Here is a 19527-nt window from a genome sequence, read left to right as displayed (position 1 = left end):
CATGGGACTCGCCAAGCGCATCATCCCCTGCCTGGACGTCGATGCCGGCCGGGTGGTCAAGGGGGTCAACTTCATCGGCATCCGCGATGCCGGTGACCCGGTGGAGATCGCCCAGCGCTATAACCAGCAGGGCGCCGACGAGATCACCTTTCTCGACATCACCGCCAGCCACGAAGATCGCGGCACCACGGTGGAGATGGTCGAGCGCATCGCCGGCGAGGTGTTCATTCCGCTGACCGTGGGCGGCGGCATCCGCACCTGCGACGACATCCGCACCATGCTCAACGCCGGCGCCGACAAGGTGTCGATCAACACCGCCGCCGTGCACAACCCCGAGTTCGTGCATGAAGCCGCCGAGCGCTTCGGCAGCCAGTGCATCGTGGTGGCGATCGACGCCAAGAAGGTCTCGAAGGAAGGCGAGACACCGCGCTGGGAGATCTTCACCCACGGCGGCCGCCGCCCCACCGGGCTCGACGCCGTGGAATGGGCCAAGAAGATGGTCGATATGGGCGCTGGCGAGCTGCTGCTGACCAGCATGGACCGCGACGGCACCAAGACCGGTTTCGACATCGGCGTGACCCATGCCATCTCGGAAGCGGTGAGCGTGCCGGTGATCGCCTCCGGCGGCGTCGGCAATCTCGACCACCTGGTGGAAGGCGTCAAGGACGGCGGCGCCGACGCGGTGCTGGCGGCCAGCATCTTCCACTTCGGCGAGTACACCATCCCCGAGGCCAAGCGGTATATGGCCGAGCGCGGTATAGAAATGAGGCTCTAACGGCGGTTTGTCGGCTTCGCTTTTCGCGGGAGCGCAATTCATTGCGCGAAGGGCGCCCTGCCGCCCCCTGCCACCGCCGCGATGCGGCGGATCGCGCAGCGAGCTGCGCTCCCACTAAAACCTGCCTGGTGGCTCCGACTCGCAGAGTGGGGCTCTGCGTGGGAGCGCAATTCATTGCGCGAAGGGCGCCGCCAGGCGCCTAGCCCATGCTAGGGCAACACACGATTACTCCTCGCCGCCGAGCCCCAGGTTGCTGACGCCCTCGTTGCGGCCCAATCGGCGCAGCGCCTTCAAGCCGTTGCGGTCGAGTTCGCCTTCCGCCGCCTCGAGTACCGCGTCCTGAAAGTCGTTCTCGTCCGCCATCAGCGGATGCTCGCGTACCAGGGCCGCGAGGCGTTCGCCGTCCTCCTCGCCCTCGGTCAGCTCGATGAAGGCCCGCACGCCGCCCCGGGACGTGCGGCTCACCTCCAGCACCGCCTCGGGCGACTCGCCGCGCAAGGTGTCGAGCAGCGACGAGATTGCCACCACCGCCTCCAGGGCGCGACGCGCGCCGAAGCTGTCGTCTTCGGCCGGCGGCTCCAGCTCGGCCAGCTTCTCGGCCTGGCGCTCGAAGTCGATGCGCGCGTCCTTGACCGCCAGACGCTCCCAGACCAGATCGAGCACGGCGCGCAGCGCCCTGGGGTCGCCCTGGCCGGTGGCTTCGGCATAGAAGGCGTAGTTGGGCAGCAGCCGCTCGCACAGCGCGGCCATGAAGGCCTGCTGACGGCGTGCCGGAAGCGCCTGCAGGCGCTGAAAGAAACCGCTCATGGATTCTCCTGGTGAATCGTCTATCCCGGCCACTGTCTCACGAAACGAGAGTGGCCGGGCATCTGCCCCCTGTCGAGGGAAGCGCAGATTGATGTCGCAAGCGACGAGAAGCGGTGCGCCCATGCGGGTCGTCGAGCGCAGCCCCGCAGCCGCGCTTGCTCAGGGCCACATGCGCTCCGGCGAGACCCTGCCCCGCACATCGAAGGCCACGCCCTCGTCGATCAGCCGGCGACGCTGCTCGTCCGCCCCGGGATGGTCCGCCAGCTTGCGCGAGGCGGTGATCACCCGAAACCATGGCAGTCCGTGACCGCCAGGCAGTTCACGAAGGGCCCGCGCCACCAGCCGCGGCGTGGCGCCCTCGGTCATGGCGGCGATGCGCCCGTAGGTGGTCACCCGCCCCGGTGGTATCTCGGCCAGCACGGTGAGTATCTGTTCCTTGAGCGCCGCCTTCATGTACCCTGCCTTTCCTCATTTATGGCTGATATCGGCGAGGTCGCCCGCATGCACGTTCATCTGCTCCAGCACAGCCCCCACCTGGGACCCGCCCGGATCGGCGACTGGCTCGACAGCATGGGCCACAGCCACACCGTCTTCCACCTCGACCAGGGCGAGCTGCCGCCGCGACCCGGCGAGGGCGACGCACTGATCGTGCTCGACGCCCCCGAGGGTTTACCCCCGGCCGACTGGGCGCGCGGTGAGCGCAAGCTGATCGAGCGCACCCTGGACGGCCGCACCCCGCTGCTCGGCATCGGCCATGGCGCCAAGCGGATCGCCGAGGCGCTGGGCGCCACGATATCTCGCGGCACCCTGGCCGAGACCGGCTGGCAGACGGTCGCCCTGGCCGAGGCGAGCCCCTTCGACCTGCCACCACGCTTCGAGGCGTTCACCTGGCACCGCGAGGTCTTCGCCCTGCCGGAAGACGCCCTGCCGCTGGGCGGCACGGCGGCGAGCCCGCAGCAGGGCTTCGCCTGGGACGCCGGCCGAGTGGTCGGTCTGCTGTGCCATCTGGAGGCCACCGCCGAGAGCGTCACCGCCATGCTCGACCACCTGCATCGCCCGGCAGGAGAGGCGGAAAGTCCCCATGGCCAGGACCGCGAAGCGATGCTCGACGACCCCAAGCGCTTCGATCGCCTGGCGCCGCTGCTCGACCGGCTGCTCACCCAGTGGCTGCGCACCGCCCCGGCTTGATCGCCGGCCGGACCCTCAGGCCGGGGTCACGGTGCGGGACACGCCCCGTCTCTCCGCCTCGGCGACCCAGTCTCGGGCAAAGGCCAGGCAGCTGTCCCAGTCGCCCACGTGGAGGAAGCGCTGGTCGTCGTGCTTCTCCAGCTGGTGGCGATACATGGGGTCGTAGTATTCGGTGAGCAGCGGCGCCAGCCAGGCCTCGTGGGCCTGGCGGTTACCGCGCTCGTGCTCGCGAAAGGCCAGCGTCTGCAAGCGCTGCAGGCGCGCCAGCCGCGCGCCGCCGAGGCGCTTCTTGAGCCGCGCCAGGGCGCCGGCCAGCTGTTTGCGCATCAGCGCCCAGCCCAGCCACTCGCCGAACTGCTGGCGGTAGATCTCCCACAGGTCGTCGATGTAGTCCTGGTGGATCTGCGCCAGCCGCCAGTCCAGCGGCATCTCGACGCGAATCCGCGGGGCGACCTCCATGGCGCGCCAGAAGCTCAGCGGCACATTGGCCGAGCCGATGTGACGCGACTCGTCCTCCAGTACCACCGGCCCTGGCAGTTCGAGCAGCCGCCGTCCCATGGCATGTTCGAAGTCGATCTGCGACGGCGCCGGCAGCGGATGACGGCCGAAGGCCGACCCCTTGTGACGGGCGCAGCCCTCCAGGTCCAGCCCCTGATCCAGCGCGGTGATCAACGAGGTCTTGGCGCAGCCGGTCAGCCCGCCGACGACCAGCAGCGGCTGCTCGGCGGCAGCGTCGATGCGCGCGCACAGCGCCTGGCGCATGGCCTTCCAACCGCCGCGAATACGCGGCCGGGTGATGCCAGCCTCGACCAGCCACTGCTGGGCGACCTGGGAGCGCAGCCCACCGCGGAAGCAGTAGACGACCGCATCGGGATGCGCCTCGAGCAGCCGGGTCCAGGCCGCCACTCGCCCGGTCTTGATACCGCCGCTGACCAGCCACTCGCCCAGCGCGATGGCGGCCTGCTGGCCACGGCGCTTGTACTCGATGCCAATCAGGTGGCGCTCTTCGTCGTCCATCAGCGGCAGGTTGATCGCACCGGGCAGTGCGCCATGGGCGAACTCCACCGGCGCCCGCACGTCGATCAGGGTCCGCCCCTCGCGCAGCAGCGCGAGGTCAGGCTCGATCAGCGGCAGGCTCACCCCTTCACCTCGAGACGCACCTCGCCTCGCGCGGCAACGATCTCGCCGAAGGGCTCGAGCTCGAGACCGTATTCGCGGCCGACACGTTCGACGTCGTCCTCCCAGGAGGGATGCACCGACAGCAGCAGGCCACCGGAGGTCTGAGGATCGCACAGCCACTGCCAGTGGGCGTCGTCCATCGGCGGCAGCGCCGCGCCCAGGGCATCCCGATTACGAGCGGTGCCGCCGGGCACCGCCCCCTGGCGACGATAGGCCTCGGCCTCGGCGAGGCGCGGCAGGCGGCGGAAGTCGATCCGCGCCGCCACGCCGCTGGCCTCGCAGACCTCGCTGAGATGGCCGGCCAGGCCAAAGCCGGTGACGTCGGTCATGGCATGCACGCCGTGAATCTTCGCCAGCTCGGCGCCGATACGATTGGACTCGAGCATGGTGCGACGCGCCAGCCCCTGGTGGCCGGCCTGGAGAAGGCCCTTCTTCTCGGCGGTGGTCAACAGGCCGACGCCCAGCGGCTTGGTGAGGTAGAGCAGGTCACCGACCTGGGCGCCCTTGTTGAGCTTGAGGTGCTCGAGGTCGACCAGTCCGTTGACCGCCAGGCCGAAGATCGGCTCCGGGGCGTCGATGGAGTGGCCGCCGGCCAGCGCCAGCCCCAGCTCGCGGCAGACGGCCTGGGCGCCGGCGACCACGTCGCCGGCGATATCGGCGCTGAGCTTGTCCAGCGGCCAGCCGAGGATGCCCAGCGCCATGATCGGCGAGCCGCCCATGGCGAAGACGTCGCTGATGGCATTGGTGGCGGCGATGCGGCCGAAGTCGAAGGGATCGTCGACGATCGGCATGAAGAAGTCAGTGGTAGCGATCATGCCGCGACCGTCACCCAGGTCGTAGACGGCGGCGTCCTCGCGGCCCTGGTTGCCGACGATCAGCCGCGAATGGGAGGCGCCCGGCCCGGCCTTGGCCAGGATGCCATCGAGAACATCGGGGGCGATCTTGCAGCCACAGCCGGCGCCGTGGCTGTACTGCGTCAGGCGGATGGCACTCATCACGGTCTCCTTGGCGTCTTTACCGGCATTCTACAACACAGCGCCCCCATCCCGTCGCTGGACGCCGTTTTCACGCTTCGCGGTCGGAAACCTACAGTGCCTCCAAGGCATCGGCCAGCTTATCGACGGCCACCACCTCCATGCCCTCGGGCGAATGCTTGGGGGCGTTGGCGCGGGGCACGATGGCGCGCCGGAAGCCGTGCTTGGCGGCCTCGACGATGCGCTCCTGGCCGCTCGGCACCGGCCGGATCTCGCCGGACAGCCCCACCTCACCAAACACCACCAGCTCGCGGGCCAGCGGCCGGTTCTGCAGGCTCGATACCACCGCGATCAGCACCGCCAGGTCGGCGCTGGTCTCCAGCACCTTGACCCCGCCCACCACGTTGAGGAAGACGTCCTGGTCACCGGTGAACAGCCCGCCGTGGCGATGCAGCACCGCCAGCAGCATGGCCAGCCGGTTCTGGTCGAGGCCCACCGCGACTCGGCGCGGGTTGCCCAGCGCCGAGTCGTCGAGCAGTGCCTGAACCTCGACCAGGATCGGCCGGGTGCCCTCCCAGACCACCATCACCAGGCTGCCCGGCGCCTGCTCCTCGGTGCGCGACAGGAAGATGGCGCTGGGGTTCTTCACCTCCTTGAGGCCATGCTCGAGCATCGCGAACACGCCCAGCTCGTTGACCGCCCCGAAGCGATTCTTCTGGCCACGCAGGGTCCGGAAGCGCGAGTCCGCGCCGCCCTCGAGCAGCAGCGAGGCATCGATCATGTGCTCGAGCACCTTGGGGCCGGCCAGGGTGCCGTCCTTGGTAACGTGCCCGACCAGCAGCAGCACGGTGCTGGACTGCTTGGCGAAGCGGGTCAGCGCCGCAGCAGACTCGCGCACCTGGGCCACCCCGCCCGGCGCCGAGGCGATGTCCTCGAGATGGGTGGTCTGGATGGAGTCGATGATCAGGATGTCGGGCCGCTCGCGCTCGGCCACACCGAGGATGGTCTCGATGCTGGTCTCGGCGAGCATCTTCAGGCCCTGGGTAGGCAGCTGCAGGCGGTGGGCGCGCATCGCCACCTGGGACAGCGACTCTTCGCCGGTCACGTACAGCACGCTGCGCTGCTGGGCCAGCTTGCAGGCGGTCTGCAGCAGCAGGGTCGACTTGCCGGCGCCGGGGTGGCCGCCGAGCAGCACCGCCGAGCCGGGCACCAGTCCACCGCCCAGCACTCGGTCGAACTCCTCGAAGGTCGACGACAGCCGAGGTACCTCACTGAGATCGACGTTGGCGAGGTCGACCACCTCCCGGGACACCGCGCCGGCATAGCCACCCCGAGCTGCCGCGCCGCCGCCCCCGCTACCGGCGCCGGGGCGGGCGGCCGACAGCCGCACCTCGCTCAGGGTGTTCCATTCCTGACAGCTGGAGCACTGCCCCTGCCACTTGCGGTATTCGGCACCGCATTCGGTGCAGACGAAGGCGCTTTTCGCTTTGGCCATGGGATGTCCGACGGCTGGATGTCTGATGGCGGGCCCGAGGGCCCAACGACGAGGGGCGACCGCCCGGCCGCCCCTCTCGACTACGCTATCGACCGCCTCAGAGACGCTTCAGGCGCAGCATCTCGTTGTTCTGGAAGCGGCGACGCTGGGGGTCGATCAGCTCCAGGGTCTGCGGGTCGAGACGCAGGAAATAGTAGGTCTGGCCCTCGCCATTGGGCGTCAGCTCGTAGACGGTAGCCTGGGGGTTGTCGGCGGTGCCGTTGAGCACCTGCCAGTTGCCCGCGTAGTTTTCGTCCGGCGGATTCTGCGGATGGCCGCGATAGGACGCCTGCAGATCGAAGGTCCGTTCCGCCGCGGTGCTCTGGGCATCGCCCAGCAGTGTCACGTCCAGATCGATTCCCTCGCAGTTGCGGCACGGCAGGGTGCCCTGATAGGTGCGTTCTGCGGTATCCATTCCGGGCTCGGTGGCTTGCCCGCTCGGGCCGCCCGCACAGCCTGCCAGCAGGGCAAGCATCGCGGAGCCGGCCAGCAACGTCCTGATTTGCATCTTCGTCCTCCTAACCAATGGGCATGACGCCGCCTTCGCGGCAGCCTGCCTCACAGCATAACCTCTCGTGGTAATGGCGGACAGTCCGATCCGCCGTCGGGTTCCCCCTCAGCCGGCCATCGGCCTGACGTGCTCGAACACCTGCCACAGCACCAGCGGCATCACCACCAGGCTACCGAGATTGCCGATCAGCACCAGCGAGGCCACTTGGTGAGGCTGCTGGCGATACTGCTCGGCCACCAGATAGTTGAGCACTGCCGGCGGCAGGGCGGCGAACACCCACAGCGAAGCCGCCGCGACGCCGGACAGATCCAGCCAGGCGATCAGAGGCCAGGCCAGCAGCAGGCCGGAGAGCGGGCACAGCACGGCGCCGAGCACCCCGCTGCGCCAGTCGTCGAAATCGATGTCGAGCATCCGCACGCCGAGGGCAAACAGCATCAGCGGAATGCAGACCCCACCGAGCATGTTCATCGCCTCCAACAGCCAGCCGGGCAGCGACACGTCGGCCAGGTTGATGCCCAGCCCGGCCAGGCTCGCCAGCACGATGGGCATGCGCAGCAGCCGCCACAGCGGCGTGCGCGGATCGAGCATGTAGAGCCCTACCGAGAAGTGCAGCAGCATCTCGACGATAAACAGCACCACCGCCGCCGGCAAGGCCTGCTCGCCGAAGGCCAGCACGATCAGCGGCACGCCCATGTTACCGGCATTGTTGAACATCATCGGCGGCAGGAAGGTCTTCGCCTCCAGGCCCAGCAGCCTTACCAGCGGCCACAGCAGCAGGCCCGAGCCGAGCACCACCACCAGGCCGGCCAGGGCCAGGCTGGCGTAGTCGGTCAGCGGCGCCTCGCGGTCGGCCAGCACCGCGAACACCAGCAGCGGTACGAACAGCTCCATGTTGAGAGTGTTGAGGCTGCGGATGTCAGGACGGCGATAGCGGCCATAGACAGTCCCGCAGCCGGCGATCAGGAACACCGGCAGCAGGGAGGCAAGAATCTGACCGATCATCGGGGGCTTCCATAGCAGGCGAATCGATGCGACACAGCCTACCACGAGGGCTGGCTTGCGCGGGGGGCCAGGGCGGGCGACCATGGCCGCATTGCCCCGCGACCCGAGAAGTGAAGAATGAGCAAGTTCTGGAGCCCCAAGGTCCGCGAGCTGACGCCCTACGTCCCCGGCGAGCAGCCCCGCGAGCGTCTGGTCAAGCTGAACACCAACGAGAACCCCTACCCGCCGGCGCCAGGCGTCGAGGCGGTGCTGCGAGAGTTCCCGGCCGACCATCTGCGCCGCTACCCCGACCCCGAGTCCCGCGCCCTGCGCGAGGCCCTGGCCCGGGATTTCGGCGTCGAGGTAGAGCAGGTGTTCGTCGGCAACGGCTCCGATGAAGTGCTGGCCCTGGCCTTCCAGGCCTTCTTCTGCCACGACCGGCCGCTGGAGATGCCGGCCATCACCTACAGCTTCTACCCGGTATACTGCCGACTCTACGACGTGGAGCGCCGCGCCCTGCCGCTGGACGCCGAGTGGCGGGTCGATCTCGCGGCCTTCTCGCCGGACGCCGGCGGCGCCATCTTCGCCAACCCCAATGCGCCGACCGGCCACGGCCACGGCCGCGAGGCGATCGCCGGCCTGCTGGAGCGGATCACCGAGTCGGTGGTACTGGTCGACGAGGCCTACGTGGACTTCGGCGGGGAGAGTGCCGTGCCGCTGATCGAGCGCTTCCCCAACCTGCTGGTCACCGGCACCTTCTCCAAGTCGCGCAGCCTCGCCGGCCTGCGTCTCGGCTATGCGGTGGGCTCACGGGAGCTGATCGAGGGGCTCGAGCGGGTCAAGGACTCCTTCAACTCCTACCCCATCGACAGCCTGGCAAGCGCCATCGGCATCGCCTCCCTCGAAGACCGTGAGCACTTCGATTCCTGCCGCGAAGCGGTGATCACCACCCGCGATCGCACCCGCACGCGCCTCGAGGGCCTGGGCTTCCGGGTGCTGCCGTCACAGAGCAACTTCCTGCTGGTGCACCATTCCGAGCAGGACGCCGCCCAGCTGTTCGTCGGCCTGCGCGAACGCGGCATCCTGGTACGCCATTTCAACACCGAGGCGCTGAGCGGCTGGCTGCGCATCTCCATCGGTACCGAAGACGAGATGGACAGCCTGGTCGAGGTCCTGGAAGGCCTCTGCCGCTGAGCCGAGTTTCCCCGGCGGGGCGCATCGCCCCGCCCGCTCCCCATCGACGAGTCATTCCATGAGCGAGCAACGATTGCCGCTGGGCGGCGTGCATCACGTGGCCCTGATCACCGCCGACTATCCGCGCGCCAGGCGCTTCTATCTCGAGGTACTGGACGCCGAGATCCTCAACGAGGTCTATCGCGAGCGGCGCGACAGCCACAAGCTCGACCTGCGCTTGCCCGGCGGCATCCACCTCGAGCTATTTTCTTTTCCCGCCCCGCCGCCACGCCCCAGCTATCCCGAGGCCTGCGGCCTTCGCCATCTGGCGCTCGCTACGCCGGAGCTGGATGCCTGCGTGGCCCTGCTCGAGGCTCGTGGCGTCTCCCCCGAGCCGATCCGCGTCGACGAATACACAGGCGCCCGCTTCACCTTCTTCAGCGACCCGGACGGAACGCCCATCGAGCTGTACGAAGCCGCCCCGTGAACGCCACGGCCACCGTGACACGCCCCTGGCGAATCGTCCTGCTGAGCGCCGCCGGCATGCTGGCGGTCACCCTGTGGTGGTGCGTCTGGCAGTGGCAGTTCCAGCAATCGCTCGAGATCGCCCGCCAGCATGCCGATAACCGGCTGTCGCTGTACTCCACTACCCTGGAGGGCGCGCTGGCCCGCTTCGCCTACTTGCCGAGGCTGCTGGCCGGCCAGTCGCCGGTCCGCTCGGCGGTGCTCGAGCCGTCTGGCCACACCATCGATCGTGTCAATCGCTATCTCGAACAAGTGGCCGAAGATGCCGGTGCCGAAGCCATCTTCCTGCTCGACCGACGCGGCGACACCGTGGCCAGCAGCAACCATGACACCCCGGACAGCTTCATCGGCCACCACTACGGTTTCCGCCCCTACTTCCAGGATGCCCTGGACGAGGGCGAGGGCGAGTTCTTCGCCATCGGCAGCACTACCGAGCGCGCGGGCTACTTCGTCTCGGCGCCGGTCGTCTCGCCCGCCGAGGGCCGGGCGGTGGGGGTGGTGGCCATCAAGGTGGCACTGGAATCGCTGCAGGCGAGCTGGCGCCGGGCCGGAGAAACCGTGCTGCTCTCCGACGCCAATGGCGTGGTGATACTGTCGAGCCGCCCCGGTTGGCGTTATCGAGCGCTTGCGCCGATCACCGCCGCGGCCATGGACGAGATCCGCCAGCAGCGCCAGTTCCTCGACCAGCCCCTCGAGCGTCTCGGCAGGGTGATGGCCGACGGCTCGCTGGCCATCGGCGACGGCTCCAGCAGCGAGCGCTACCTGAACCTCTCGCGGGAACAGCAACGGCTGGGCTGGACCATGCACTATCTGGTGCCAATGCGACCGCTGTATCTGGACGCACGCAACGCCTTCCTGGCGGCGGCGGGCGCGACCCTGGTGCTGTTGCTGCTCGCGCTGTGGCTGCGCGAGCGACAGAAGCGCCAGCGCCTGAGGGATCGCGAGGCCCGCATCATCCGCGAGGCCAACGAGCGGCTCGAGGAACGGGTCATCGAACGCACCCAGGCGCTGCAGGAGGCTCAGGAGGAACTGGTGCAAGCCGGCAAGCTGGCATCGCTCGGCACCATGGCGGCCGGCATCGCCCATGAGCTGAATCAACCGCTCTCGGGCATTCGCACCTATGCCGCCAACGGCGTTCGCCTGCTGACCAAGGGCCGCGAGGAGGCGGCGGCGAGCAATTTCACCCGCATCCAGTCGCTGTGCGATCGTCAGGATGCGCTGATCCGCCAGCTCAGACTGTTCGCCCGCCGCGGCGGCAGCCGCGAACCCATCGACCTCGAAGAGCGCCTGACCTTCGTGCTGGAGCTGCTTGACGAGCGCATTCGCCGCCAGGGCGTCGAGGTGGTGATCGAGCATGGCGAGGCGCCGCGCCTCCCGGTCCTCGGCGATGCACTGCGCATCGAGCAGCTGCTGACCAACCTGCTGCGCAACGCCCTGGATGTCTTGGTGCCGATCGAGCGGCCACGGCTCGCCATCCGCCTGGCGGCCGCCGGGGAGAGCATGACGCTGCGGATCGCCGACAACGGTCCGGGCATCGACGAGGCGATCCTGTCGCGCCTGTTCGATCCTTTCTTCACCACCAAGGCGGTGGGCGACGGCCTGGGGCTTGGCCTGTTCATCTGCTTCGGCATCGTCCAGGACCTTGAGGGACGCATCAGCGCCGCCAACCTGCCGCAGGGCGGCGCCTGTTTCGAGGTCACCCTGCCCCTCGCCGCAACGCAGCCCTCATCCGAAGGAGAACGCCTGGATGCCGACTGACGACACCCTTCCCGTGTGGCTGGTGGACGATGACCCCGACGTCCGGGAGTCGCTGAGCCAGTGGCTGGAGGTCTCGGACCTGGCGGTGCGCACCTTCGATGCCGCGACCCCGGCCCTCGAGGCCCTGCGCCACGACGCCCCTTGCGGCGTACTGGTCAGCGACGTCAAGATGCCGGGCATGGACGGCCTGGCACTGCTCGACGCCGTCCAGGCGCTCGAGATGCCGCCCCCGGTGGTGCTCATCACCGGCCATGGCGACGTGCCCATGGCGGTCGCGGCCATGCAGGCCGGCTGCTGGGACTTCGTGGAGAAGCCCTTCGCGCCGGAGCGCCTCGAGGAGTGCGTGCGCCGCGCCCTCGCACAGCGCCGACTGGCGCTGGAGAACGCCCACCTCAGGCAGACCCTGCGCCAGGGCGATCTGGCGAGCCGGCTGCTGGGCCAGGCGCCGGCCATGGTAGCCCTGCGCCGCCAACTCGAGACCCTGGCCCCGGTGCAGGCCAACGTGCTGGTCTACGGCGAGACCGGCAGCGGCAAGGAGGTCGTCGCCCGCTGCCTGCATGACTTCGGGCCCGGCGCCGAAGCCCCGTTCGTGGCCCTGAACTGCGGAGCCCTGGCGCCCGAACTGATCGAGTCGGAGCTGTTCGGCCACGAGAAGGGCGCCTTCACCGGGGCCAACCGTCGACGCATCGGCAAGCTGGAACATGCCAGCGGCGGCACCCTGTTCCTGGACGAGGTGGAATCCCTGCCATTGGACGCCCAGGTCAAGCTGCTGCGCGCCCTGCAGGAGGGCGAGGTCACGCCGTTGGGCAGCAACGAGGTGCGACCGGTGACGATGCGCGTGGTGGCAGCCGCCAAGGCCGACCTGCCGACCCTGGCGCGGGAGGGCCGGTTTCGCGAGGACCTCTACTATCGGCTGGCGATCACCGAGCTGCATCTGCCTCCCTTGCGGGAGCGCCGCGAGGACGTCGCGACGCTGTTCGGCCACTTCTGCCGACAGGCCGCCGCGGTCCACGAGCGCGACGCGCCAGAGGCGTCTCCCGCGCTGCTCCAGGCCCTAGAGCGACAGCCGTGGCCAGGCAACCTGCGCCAGCTGCGCAATGCCGCCACTCGCTTCGTGCTGGGGCTCGAGATTCCCGGTCTCGAAGAGAACGGAGAGAGCGAGCTCGGCTCGCTGAACGCCCAGATCGCCGCCTTCGAATGCGCCCTGCTGCGGGCCGCCCTGGGCCGGCACGGCGGCAATATCCAGGCGGTGATGGAAGAGCTGGAACTGCCCCGGCGAACCCTCAACCAGAAGATGCTCCGGCATGGGCTGCGCCGCGAGGCCTTCCTCGATCCCGAAGCCCCCGAGTCATCCGACCCGAGCGATGCTTGACGGATCGGCCATTTCTTGCCAACGGACCGCTCACCATCGGCAAGAAATGGCCGACAGCCTGTCGAACACTCCGGGACGACGCGCTCTTCAGCGCTCCAACTTATTGAAGAAAAAACAAAAGCCTCTTGTTGGCAAGCTTGTCGCTATATCAGCGAGCCAGCCATCAAAATAACTCGCTTGCGACGGAGGCTCGTATGCAAAAACGCCAGTTCCTGAAACTCGCCCTGACTCTTTCCACCGCCACCGCGCTCGGCCTGGGCGCATCCGTGGCCTCCGCCGAGTCCGGAGAAGGCGGCGGTCAGTACATCATGGGCACGGCTACCACCGGTGGCACCTTCTATCCCGTCGGCGTCGCCCTGTCGACCCTGGTGCGGGTCAAGCTCGAGCCCACCCATGGCCTGTCCGTCTCGGCCATCAGTTCGGCCGGCTCGGCCGAGAACCTGCGCCTGATGGATACCGACGAGGCACAGTTCGGCATCATCCAGGCACTCTACGGCGCCTGGGCCTGGAACGGCAGCGGCCCGGTGCCCAAGGCCTACAAGGACATCCGCTCGGTGTCCATGCTGTGGCAGAACGTCGAACACTTCGTGGTGCGCAATGAGCTGGTGGATACCGGCACCATCGACGACCTGACGAGCCTCTACGATCACGGCTTCTCCATCGGCGCACGCAACTCCGGCACCGAAGGCTCCGGTCGGCAAATTCTTGCCGGTCTCGACATCGACCCGGAGCAGATGGACCTGGCCTACCTGGGCTACAGTGCCAGCGCCGAAGCCATGCAGAACGGCAACATCGACGGCATGAACATCCCGGCCGGCGCCCCGGCCTCGGCGGTCACCAGCGCCTTCGCCAACATGGGCGACGACATCAGCGTGCTGGATGTCACCGAGGACCAGCTGGCACGCATCAACCAGGAATTTCCGGTCTGGAGCCCCTACCAGATCGACGCCGACACCTATCCGGGCCAGGACGAGGCCATCCATACCATCGCCCAGCCCAATATCCTGGTGGTCAATGCCGACGTGCCCGACGAGGACGTCTACCAGATCACCAAGGCGATGTACGAGAACCTGCCGTTCCTCAACAATATCCACCCCGCCACTCGTGCCATGGCACTGGAAAAGGCCCTCGACGGCCTGCCGATGCCGCTGCACCCCGGCGCGGCCCGCTTCTTCGAGGAGCAGGGGCTGGAGATTCCGGACGCCCTGATCGCCGACTGACGGCCCGTCCCGCGACCCGCCGTCGATCCTCGGGAACGGGGTTCGACGGCCACTCGAGGCATTGTCGACGGTAGCGACCTTCACAGCTGGCCGCCGCCGTCCGCTCCAGGAGAGCTTCCATGAACACCACACCCGCAAGCGAGGTGCGAGACGAGTCGGCCCGCGAGGCCCCGGAGCGTCTCGATCACCCCTGGCTGGGGCGACTGCTGTTCGGCCTGACCATCGTCATCGCCCTGGCCCATCTTTACTTCAACACCTTCAGCACCCTGTCCGAGGTCTGGACCAGCGCGCTGCACTTCGGCCTGTTCGGCCTGCTGTGCGCGCTCGCCGTGCCGATGCTCCACGCCGCCAAGCCGTCGCGACGTCGGCTGGTACTGGTGATCGATATCCTGCTGGGCCTGGCGGCGGTGGGCTGCGCACTCTACCTGATCGCCTTCGAGGATGCGCTCTACGACCGCGGCGTGCGCTTCTCGACCGCCGACTGGATCGTGTCTATCGTCGCCCTGGGCCTGATACTGGAATTCGCCCGCCGCACCACCGGTTGGTTCATCCCGGTGCTGTGCCTGGTCGCCCTGACCTACGTGGCCTGGTGGGGCCAGTACGTCGGCGGGGTGTTCAACTTCCCGGGGCTGAGCTGGGAAACCGTACTGTTCAGGAGCTACATGGGCGGCGAGGGCATGCTGGGCTCCATCGCCCGCATCTCCTGGTCGTACGTGTTCATGTTCATCCTGTTCGGCGCCTTCCTGGTGCGCTCGGGTGCCGGCGACTTCATCATCGAGCTGGCACGCTGCGCCGCCGGACGCTTCGTGGGCGGACCGGGATTCGTGGCCGTCTTCGCCTCCGGCCTGATGGGCTCGGTCTCCGGCTCCAGCGTCGCCAACACCGTCTCCACCGGCGTCATCACCATCCCGATGATGCGCAAGGCCGGCTTTCCGGCGCGCTTCGCCGCCGGCGTGGAGGCCGCCGCCTCCACCGGTGGCCAGCTGATGCCCCCGGTGATGGGCGCCGGTGCCTTTATCATGGCGTCCTACACCCAGGTCTCCTATCTCTCCATCATCGGCATCGCGGCCCTGCCGGCGTTGCTGTACTTCATCTCCGTCGCCATGTTCGTGCGCATCGAAGCCAAGCGCAGCCATGCCCACCAGCTGGCCGACGAGGACGCTCCGAGCTTCCTGACAGTGCTCAAGGGCGGCTGGCACTACCTGCTGCCGCTGGTAGTGCTGGTGGCCGCCCTGATCTACGGCTTCACGCCCACCTATGCCGCGGGTATCGCCATTCTCTCGGTAGTGGCCGCCTCCTGGCTGTCGAAGACGCCGATGACCGTCAGCGCCATCCTCGAGGCGCTCTCGCTCGGCGCTCGCAACATGATCACCACCGCCATCCTGCTGATGACGGTCGGGCTGATCGTCAATGTGGTCTCCACCACCGGCATCGGCAACGTCTTCTCGCTGATGATCACCGACTGGGCGGGCGGCAGTCTGCTGATCACCCTGATACTGATCGCCATGGCCTCCCTGGTGCTAGGCATGGGCCTGCCGGTCACCGCGGCCTACATCGTGCTGGGCACCCTATCGGCACCGGCGCTCTACGGCCTGATGGCCCAGGACCAGCTGATCGACCTGCTGATGGGCGGCCAGCTCCCCGAGCAGGCCAAGGCCATCTTCATGCTGGCCGCGCCCGACCAGCTGGCCGCCCTGAACGCGCCGATGGATGCCGCCTCGGCCAAGGAGCTGCTGTCGGTGGTGCCGGACAACTTCCGCAGCCAGCTCTACGAGCAGGCGCTGTCGCCGCACACCCTGACCATGCTGCTGGTCGCGGCCCACATGGTGATCTTCTGGCTGTCCCAGGACTCCAACGTCACCCCGCCGGTGTGCCTGACCGCCTTTGCCGCGGCGGCCATCGCCGAGACGCCGCAGATGCGCACCGGCTTCACCGCCTGGAAGATCGCCAAGGGCCTGTATATCATCCCCCTGCTGTTCGTGTGGTCGCCGCTGATCACCGGCTCGGCGCTCGACATGGTGACGGTGTTCGTGTTCGCCGCGTTCGGGATCTACGCCATCATCGCCGGGCTCGAGGGCTACCTGGAACACGAGCTGCCCTGGTGGCTAAGACTCTGCATGTTCCCGATCGGCGCACTGATGCTGTGGCCCCACGGCTACCTGGCCCTGGACCTGCTCGGCCTGGTCATCTTCGTCGCGGTGCTGCTATGGAGCTATCGCCTGGGCCGGCACTCCGCCCCCTTCGTCACCGGTGCCCAGCCCGGATAAACGCCGCCCCGTCGGCCGACGCTCGACCGATGAAATGCCAGGCCACCGGCTCTCGCCGGTGGCCTGGCTGGTGGCGTCTCGCCCATCCCCGCGCCCTCGCGCCACCCCTTCCCGGCGCCTGACCGGTCAAGGCCTTGCGGGCCGGACGCCGACACCGGCTAGTCCAGAAGCTGGGGCCCCGCCCCCCGCTCCGACAGCTCATCCCAGGGATTGCGCAGCGGACAGTCCTCCATGGACAGGCATCCACAGCCGATGCATCCCCCGAGCTGGTCCCTGAGCTCGGTGAGCTTGGTGATACGGGTATCGAGCTCCGCCTTCCACCGGCTCGAGAGCCTCTTCCAATCCTCGGCGGTGGGGGTTCGCTGGTCCGGTAGCTCCGCCAACGCCTCGCGAATGGTGGCCAGGGGAATCCCGGCGCGCTGGGCGACCTTGATCACCGCGATCCGGCGCAGCACATCCCGGTAGTAGCGGCGATGGTTGGCCTGATTGCGCCAACTTCGAATCAGCCCCTTGCCCTCGTAGAAGTGCAGGGTGGAGATGGCGACGCCGCTGCGGCTAGCCACCTCACCCACGCTGAACTCCTGGCGAATCCTGTGCTTGCCCTGGGAAGCCATGCCTGCCCCCTGCCCGAATAGGTGTTGCGATGAATGTGCCTCGGCGGCCCTTGACCTCAATAATGCTTGAGGTCTTAAAACGATTCCTGCACACCCATGCAAAGGAGTCAAACACCATGCAGGAGACGCTCAGGATCGCCGTCAGCTACGGAAGCGTACGTGACGGTCGCATGGCCGATACGGTGGTGAAGGAGGTGGTGACATGACGAGGATCGAGAACGGCGAAGCCCGGGTGTTGATCCTCGGACGCGCCCAGGAAGTCATGGACACGGTCTGCGCCGAGCTCGTCAAGGCCGGGCACCGAGTCATCGGTACGGTGGAGCCGGAACATGCCGACGCCCGCTATCATGCCGGCGAGTTCGATCTGATCGCCTTTGGAAAGGGGATCCCCTTGGAGCTCAGGAACCGCTTGAAGGACACCTTCTCGGCACAGAATCCTCGGGTCCATCTGCTGGATACGTTCGCGCCCAGGGCAGCGTGGCAGATTCATTCCGCCATCGAGGGCATATCATCCGAATCGTCGGTTGAGCTGGAAGCGTATTGCCACCGCATCGGCTACCAGGGGCCGCGCACGCCAACGCTGGAAACGTTGCGCACGCTGGTGGAGCGGCACTTGGCCGCCATCGTGTTCGAGGCCCTCGATGTATGGCTTGGGCACGGCGTGGACCTCGCGCCGAACGCAGTCGACGCGAAGCTGATCACCGCCGGACGAGGCGGCTACTGTTTCGAGCAGAATAGCCTGATGAAACGCATGCTGATGGCAATGGGCTTCGAGGTCGAGGGCCTCATTGGCCGTGTCCGCTGGGGGCAGCCTGCGGTGGCCGCCCCGATGCCGAGATCCCACATGGCCCTGAGAGTTACCCTCGACGGGGTGCCATGGCTGGTCGACGTGGGATTCGGCGGATCAGGGCCGCCTGCCCCTCTGCGCATGGATACCGTGGCCCCCCAGGCCACACGGCATGAGACGTTCCGAATCTTTCCCTTCGGGGACAGCCTGATGCTCCAGGCCCAGTCCGATGGTCGATGGTGGTCGATGTACGAGCTCTCCAGCGAGCCGCAGCTGGATACCGACTTCGAGCCGTTCAACTGGTATACGTCCACCCATCCGGACTCACCGTTCACGCGCTCACTGATCGTGGCAAGAACGACGCCTGAGGGACGATTCACCTTGTTGAATGGTCGCTTCACCACTCGCCGACCGGACGGCGACGTCGATCGGCAGATGCTGGATGCCGATGGCATCGAAACGGCGCTACGAGAGACCTTCTCCCTGCCGTTCCAGCCCCAGTGGCGACCTGCCATTCAACGACTCATCGAAGCCGGTGCGGCATAGGCCATGAGCCCGGCACATATGAAAAAACCCCGAACCTTTCGGTCCGGGGTTTTCTCGGTATAGATGCCTGACGATGACCCGGTCGGCGCCCCGATGCTCTCCAGGGGAACTCCCCCGCTCGCCATGCTGCCTGTCACGATGCCTGTCATTCGGGCATGAAAAAACCCCGAACCTTTCGGTCCGGGGTTTTCTCGGTATAGATGCCTGACGATGACCCGGTCGGCGCCCCGATGCTCTCCAGGGGAACTCCCCCGCTCGCCATGCTGCCTGTCACGATGCCTGTCATTCGGGCATGAAAAAACCCCGAACCTTTCGGTCCGGGGTTTTCTCGGTATAGATGCCTGACGATGACCTACTCTCGCATGGGAACTCCCACACTACCATCGGCGCTGAGCGGTTTCACTGCTGAGTTCGGCATGGGATCAGGTGGTTCCCGCACGCTATGGTCGTCAGGCGAAAAAGGGCAATGTAAATCATGCTGACGAGATGCGTCTCATCGTATCCGGCGTCGTCTGTTGTCATCGACAGACCACTTGGGTGTTATATGGTCAAGCCTCACGGACAATTAGTATCGGTTAGCTCAACGCCTTGCAGCGCTTCCACATCCGACCTATCAACCAGCTGGTCTTGCTGGGTCCTTCAGGAGGCTCGAGGCCTCGGGGAGATCTCATCTTGAAGGAGGCTTCCCGCTTAGATGCTTTCAGCGGTTATCCCGTCCGTACATAGCTACCCGGCAATGCCACTGGCGTGACAACCGGAACACCAGAGGTACGTCCACTCCGGTCCTCTCGTACTAGGAGCAGCGCTTCTCAAATCTCCAACGCCCACGGCAGATAGGGACCGAACTGTCTCACGACGTTCTAAACCCAGCTCGCGTACCACTTTAAATGGCGAACAGCCATACCCTTGGGACCGACTTCAGCCCCAGGATGTGATGAGCCGACATCGAGGTGCCAAACACCGCCGTCGATGTGAACTCTTGGGCGGTATCAGCCTGTTATCCCCGGAGTACCTTTTATCCGTTGAGCGATGGCCCTTCCATACAGAACCACCGGATCACTAGAACCTACTTTCGTACCTGCTCGACGTGTCTGTCTCGCAGTTAAGCACCCTTATGCTCTTGCACTCATTGCACGATTTCCAACCGTGCTGAGGGTACCTTCGTGCTCCTCCGTTACGCTTTGGGAGGAGACCGCCCCAGTCAAACTACCCACCACACACGGTCCTCGATCCGGATCACGGACCTGAGTTAGAACGCCAATGATGCCAGGCTGGTATTTCAAGGTTGGCTCCACTCGATCTGGCGACCGAGTTTC

The 19527-nt window shown here is 67.1% G+C and carries 17 protein-coding genes and 2 rRNA genes; 9 read left to right on the top strand and 10 right to left on the bottom strand.

What is annotated here, in order from left to right:
- Position 1: 1 nt before the first annotated feature.
- Positions 2-775, top strand: coding sequence for an imidazole glycerol phosphate synthase subunit HisF (hisF, locus tag ACGTN6_RS05965; RefSeq protein ID WP_394590398.1), 774 nt, complete (start codon positions 2-4; stop codon positions 773-775).
- A 225-nt stretch (positions 776-1000) separates the two neighbouring features.
- Here hisF and ACGTN6_RS05960 read toward each other — a convergent pair whose 3' ends face one another.
- Complete coding sequence (locus ACGTN6_RS05960; protein ID WP_394590395.1) at positions 1001-1582, bottom strand: YjaG family protein; 582 nt, start codon at positions 1580-1582, stop codon at positions 1001-1003.
- A gap of 159 nt (positions 1583-1741) precedes the next feature.
- Positions 1742-2035, bottom strand: coding sequence for an MGMT family protein (locus ACGTN6_RS05955; RefSeq protein ID WP_394590394.1), 294 nt, complete (start codon positions 2033-2035; stop codon positions 1742-1744).
- 48 nt (positions 2036-2083) lie between these two features.
- Here ACGTN6_RS05955 and ACGTN6_RS05950 point away from each other — a divergent pair, with 48 nt between their 5' ends.
- A complete protein-coding gene (locus ACGTN6_RS05950) occupies positions 2084-2770 on the top strand; it encodes a type 1 glutamine amidotransferase (protein ID WP_394590393.1) in 687 nt (228 codons plus the stop codon).
- A gap of 15 nt (positions 2771-2785) precedes the next feature.
- On the opposite strand, the gene mnmH is transcribed toward ACGTN6_RS05950, so the two are convergent.
- From mnmH to ACGTN6_RS05925, 5 genes are all read right to left on the bottom strand, one after another.
- Positions 2786-3910, bottom strand: coding sequence for a tRNA 2-selenouridine(34) synthase MnmH (mnmH, locus tag ACGTN6_RS05945; protein ID WP_394590392.1), 1125 nt, complete (start codon positions 3908-3910; stop codon positions 2786-2788).
- Positions 3907-4947, bottom strand: coding sequence for a selenide, water dikinase SelD (selD, locus tag ACGTN6_RS05940; RefSeq protein WP_394590391.1), 1041 nt, complete (start codon positions 4945-4947; stop codon positions 3907-3909). The genes mnmH and selD overlap by 4 nt, the downstream gene beginning before the upstream one ends.
- Before the next feature lie 88 nt (positions 4948-5035).
- Positions 5036-6418, bottom strand: coding sequence for a DNA repair protein RadA (gene radA / locus ACGTN6_RS05935; protein WP_394590389.1), 1383 nt, complete (start codon positions 6416-6418; stop codon positions 5036-5038).
- Positions 6419-6515: 97 nt separating this feature from the next.
- The gene (locus ACGTN6_RS05930; protein ID WP_394590387.1) at positions 6516-6965 is read right to left on the bottom strand and encodes a copper resistance protein NlpE N-terminal domain-containing protein; all 450 of its coding nucleotides are present in this window, start codon (positions 6963-6965) and stop codon (positions 6516-6518) included.
- Positions 6966-7073: 108 nt separating this feature from the next.
- Positions 7074-7970: an AEC family transporter gene (locus tag ACGTN6_RS05925; RefSeq protein ID WP_394590386.1), complete on the bottom strand. Its 897-nt coding sequence runs from the start codon at positions 7968-7970 to the stop codon at positions 7074-7076.
- A 117-nt stretch (positions 7971-8087) separates the two neighbouring features.
- Between ACGTN6_RS05925 and hisC the strand changes: the two genes are divergently transcribed.
- The 6 genes from hisC (at position 8088) to ACGTN6_RS05895 (ending at position 16264) form a co-directional block, all read left to right on the top strand.
- A complete protein-coding gene (hisC, locus tag ACGTN6_RS05920) occupies positions 8088-9143 on the top strand; it encodes a histidinol-phosphate transaminase (RefSeq protein ID WP_394590385.1) in 1056 nt (351 codons plus the stop codon).
- 58 nt (positions 9144-9201) lie between these two features.
- Entirely contained in the window at positions 9202-9609 is a 408-nt protein-coding gene (gene gloA2 / locus ACGTN6_RS05915) for an SMU1112c/YaeR family gloxylase I-like metalloprotein (protein WP_394590383.1), read from the top strand.
- Positions 9606-11405 (top strand): sensor histidine kinase, encoded by a 1800-nt coding sequence (locus tag ACGTN6_RS05910; RefSeq protein ID WP_394590381.1) that lies wholly within the window; start codon positions 9606-9608, stop codon positions 11403-11405. Before gloA2 ends, ACGTN6_RS05910 begins: the two co-directional genes overlap by 4 nt.
- A complete protein-coding gene (locus ACGTN6_RS05905) occupies positions 11395-12777 on the top strand; it encodes a sigma-54-dependent transcriptional regulator (protein WP_394590380.1) in 1383 nt (460 codons plus the stop codon). Before ACGTN6_RS05910 ends, ACGTN6_RS05905 begins: the two co-directional genes overlap by 11 nt.
- A 194-nt stretch (positions 12778-12971) precedes the next feature.
- Positions 12972-13997: a TAXI family TRAP transporter solute-binding subunit gene (locus ACGTN6_RS05900; RefSeq protein WP_394590378.1), complete on the top strand. Its 1026-nt coding sequence runs from the start codon at positions 12972-12974 to the stop codon at positions 13995-13997.
- Between the two features lie 119 nt (positions 13998-14116).
- Positions 14117-16264, top strand: a complete 2148-nt coding sequence (locus ACGTN6_RS05895) for a TRAP transporter permease (RefSeq protein WP_394590377.1) — start codon at positions 14117-14119, stop codon at positions 16262-16264.
- Between the two features lie 158 nt (positions 16265-16422).
- Here the strand turns inward: ACGTN6_RS05895 and soxR are convergent, their stop codons facing one another.
- Positions 16423-16878 (bottom strand): redox-sensitive transcriptional activator SoxR, encoded by a 456-nt coding sequence (soxR, locus tag ACGTN6_RS05890; protein ID WP_394590376.1) that lies wholly within the window; start codon positions 16876-16878, stop codon positions 16423-16425.
- A 202-nt stretch (positions 16879-17080) separates the two neighbouring features.
- Here soxR and ACGTN6_RS05885 point away from each other — a divergent pair, with 202 nt between their 5' ends.
- Entirely contained in the window at positions 17081-18211 is a 1131-nt protein-coding gene (locus ACGTN6_RS05885; RefSeq protein ID WP_394590375.1) for an arylamine N-acetyltransferase family protein, read from the top strand.
- 339 nt (positions 18212-18550) lie between these two features.
- Here ACGTN6_RS05885 and rrf read toward each other — a convergent pair.
- Together rrf and ACGTN6_RS05875 are read right to left on the bottom strand one after the other, a co-directional pair.
- A 5S ribosomal RNA gene (gene rrf, locus ACGTN6_RS05880) occupies positions 18551-18665 on the bottom strand.
- A 90-nt stretch (positions 18666-18755) separates the two neighbouring features.
- Positions 18756-19527, bottom strand: a 23S ribosomal RNA gene (locus ACGTN6_RS05875); the annotation flags it as partial.

The organism is Halomonas sp. B23F22_20, assembly GCF_043496985.1.
In the GTDB taxonomy this organism is placed as follows: domain Bacteria; phylum Pseudomonadota; class Gammaproteobacteria; order Pseudomonadales; family Halomonadaceae; genus Halomonas.
This window is presented reverse-complemented; position numbering and strand designations above follow the sequence as displayed.

Excerpts from the sequence above, each read along its gene's own strand:
- hisF (WP_394590398.1), top strand. The coding sequence starts at position 2 with ATGGGACTCGCCAAGCGCATCATCCCCTGCCTGGACGTCGATGCCGGC.
- ACGTN6_RS05960 (WP_394590395.1), bottom strand. The coding sequence starts at position 1,582 with ATGAGCGGTTTCTTTCAGCGCCTGCAGGCGCTTCCGGCACGCCGTCAG.
- ACGTN6_RS05955 (WP_394590394.1), bottom strand. The coding sequence starts at position 2,035 with ATGAAGGCGGCGCTCAAGGAACAGATACTCACCGTGCTGGCCGAGATA.
- ACGTN6_RS05950 (WP_394590393.1), top strand. The coding sequence starts at position 2,084 with ATGCACGTTCATCTGCTCCAGCACAGCCCCCACCTGGGACCCGCCCGG.
- radA (WP_394590389.1), bottom strand. The coding sequence starts at position 6,418 with ATGGCCAAAGCGAAAAGCGCCTTCGTCTGCACCGAATGCGGTGCCGAA.
- ACGTN6_RS05930 (WP_394590387.1), bottom strand. The coding sequence starts at position 6,965 with ATGCAAATCAGGACGTTGCTGGCCGGCTCCGCGATGCTTGCCCTGCTG.
- ACGTN6_RS05925 (WP_394590386.1), bottom strand. The coding sequence starts at position 7,970 with ATGATCGGTCAGATTCTTGCCTCCCTGCTGCCGGTGTTCCTGATCGCC.
- hisC (WP_394590385.1), top strand. The coding sequence starts at position 8,088 with ATGAGCAAGTTCTGGAGCCCCAAGGTCCGCGAGCTGACGCCCTACGTC.
- gloA2 (WP_394590383.1), top strand. The coding sequence starts at position 9,202 with ATGAGCGAGCAACGATTGCCGCTGGGCGGCGTGCATCACGTGGCCCTG.
- ACGTN6_RS05905 (WP_394590380.1), top strand. The coding sequence starts at position 11,395 with ATGCCGACTGACGACACCCTTCCCGTGTGGCTGGTGGACGATGACCCC.
- ACGTN6_RS05900 (WP_394590378.1), top strand. The coding sequence starts at position 12,972 with ATGCAAAAACGCCAGTTCCTGAAACTCGCCCTGACTCTTTCCACCGCC.
- ACGTN6_RS05895 (WP_394590377.1), top strand. The coding sequence starts at position 14,117 with ATGAACACCACACCCGCAAGCGAGGTGCGAGACGAGTCGGCCCGCGAG.
- soxR (WP_394590376.1), bottom strand. The coding sequence starts at position 16,878 with ATGGCTTCCCAGGGCAAGCACAGGATTCGCCAGGAGTTCAGCGTGGGT.
- ACGTN6_RS05885 (WP_394590375.1), top strand. The coding sequence starts at position 17,081 with ATGACGAGGATCGAGAACGGCGAAGCCCGGGTGTTGATCCTCGGACGC.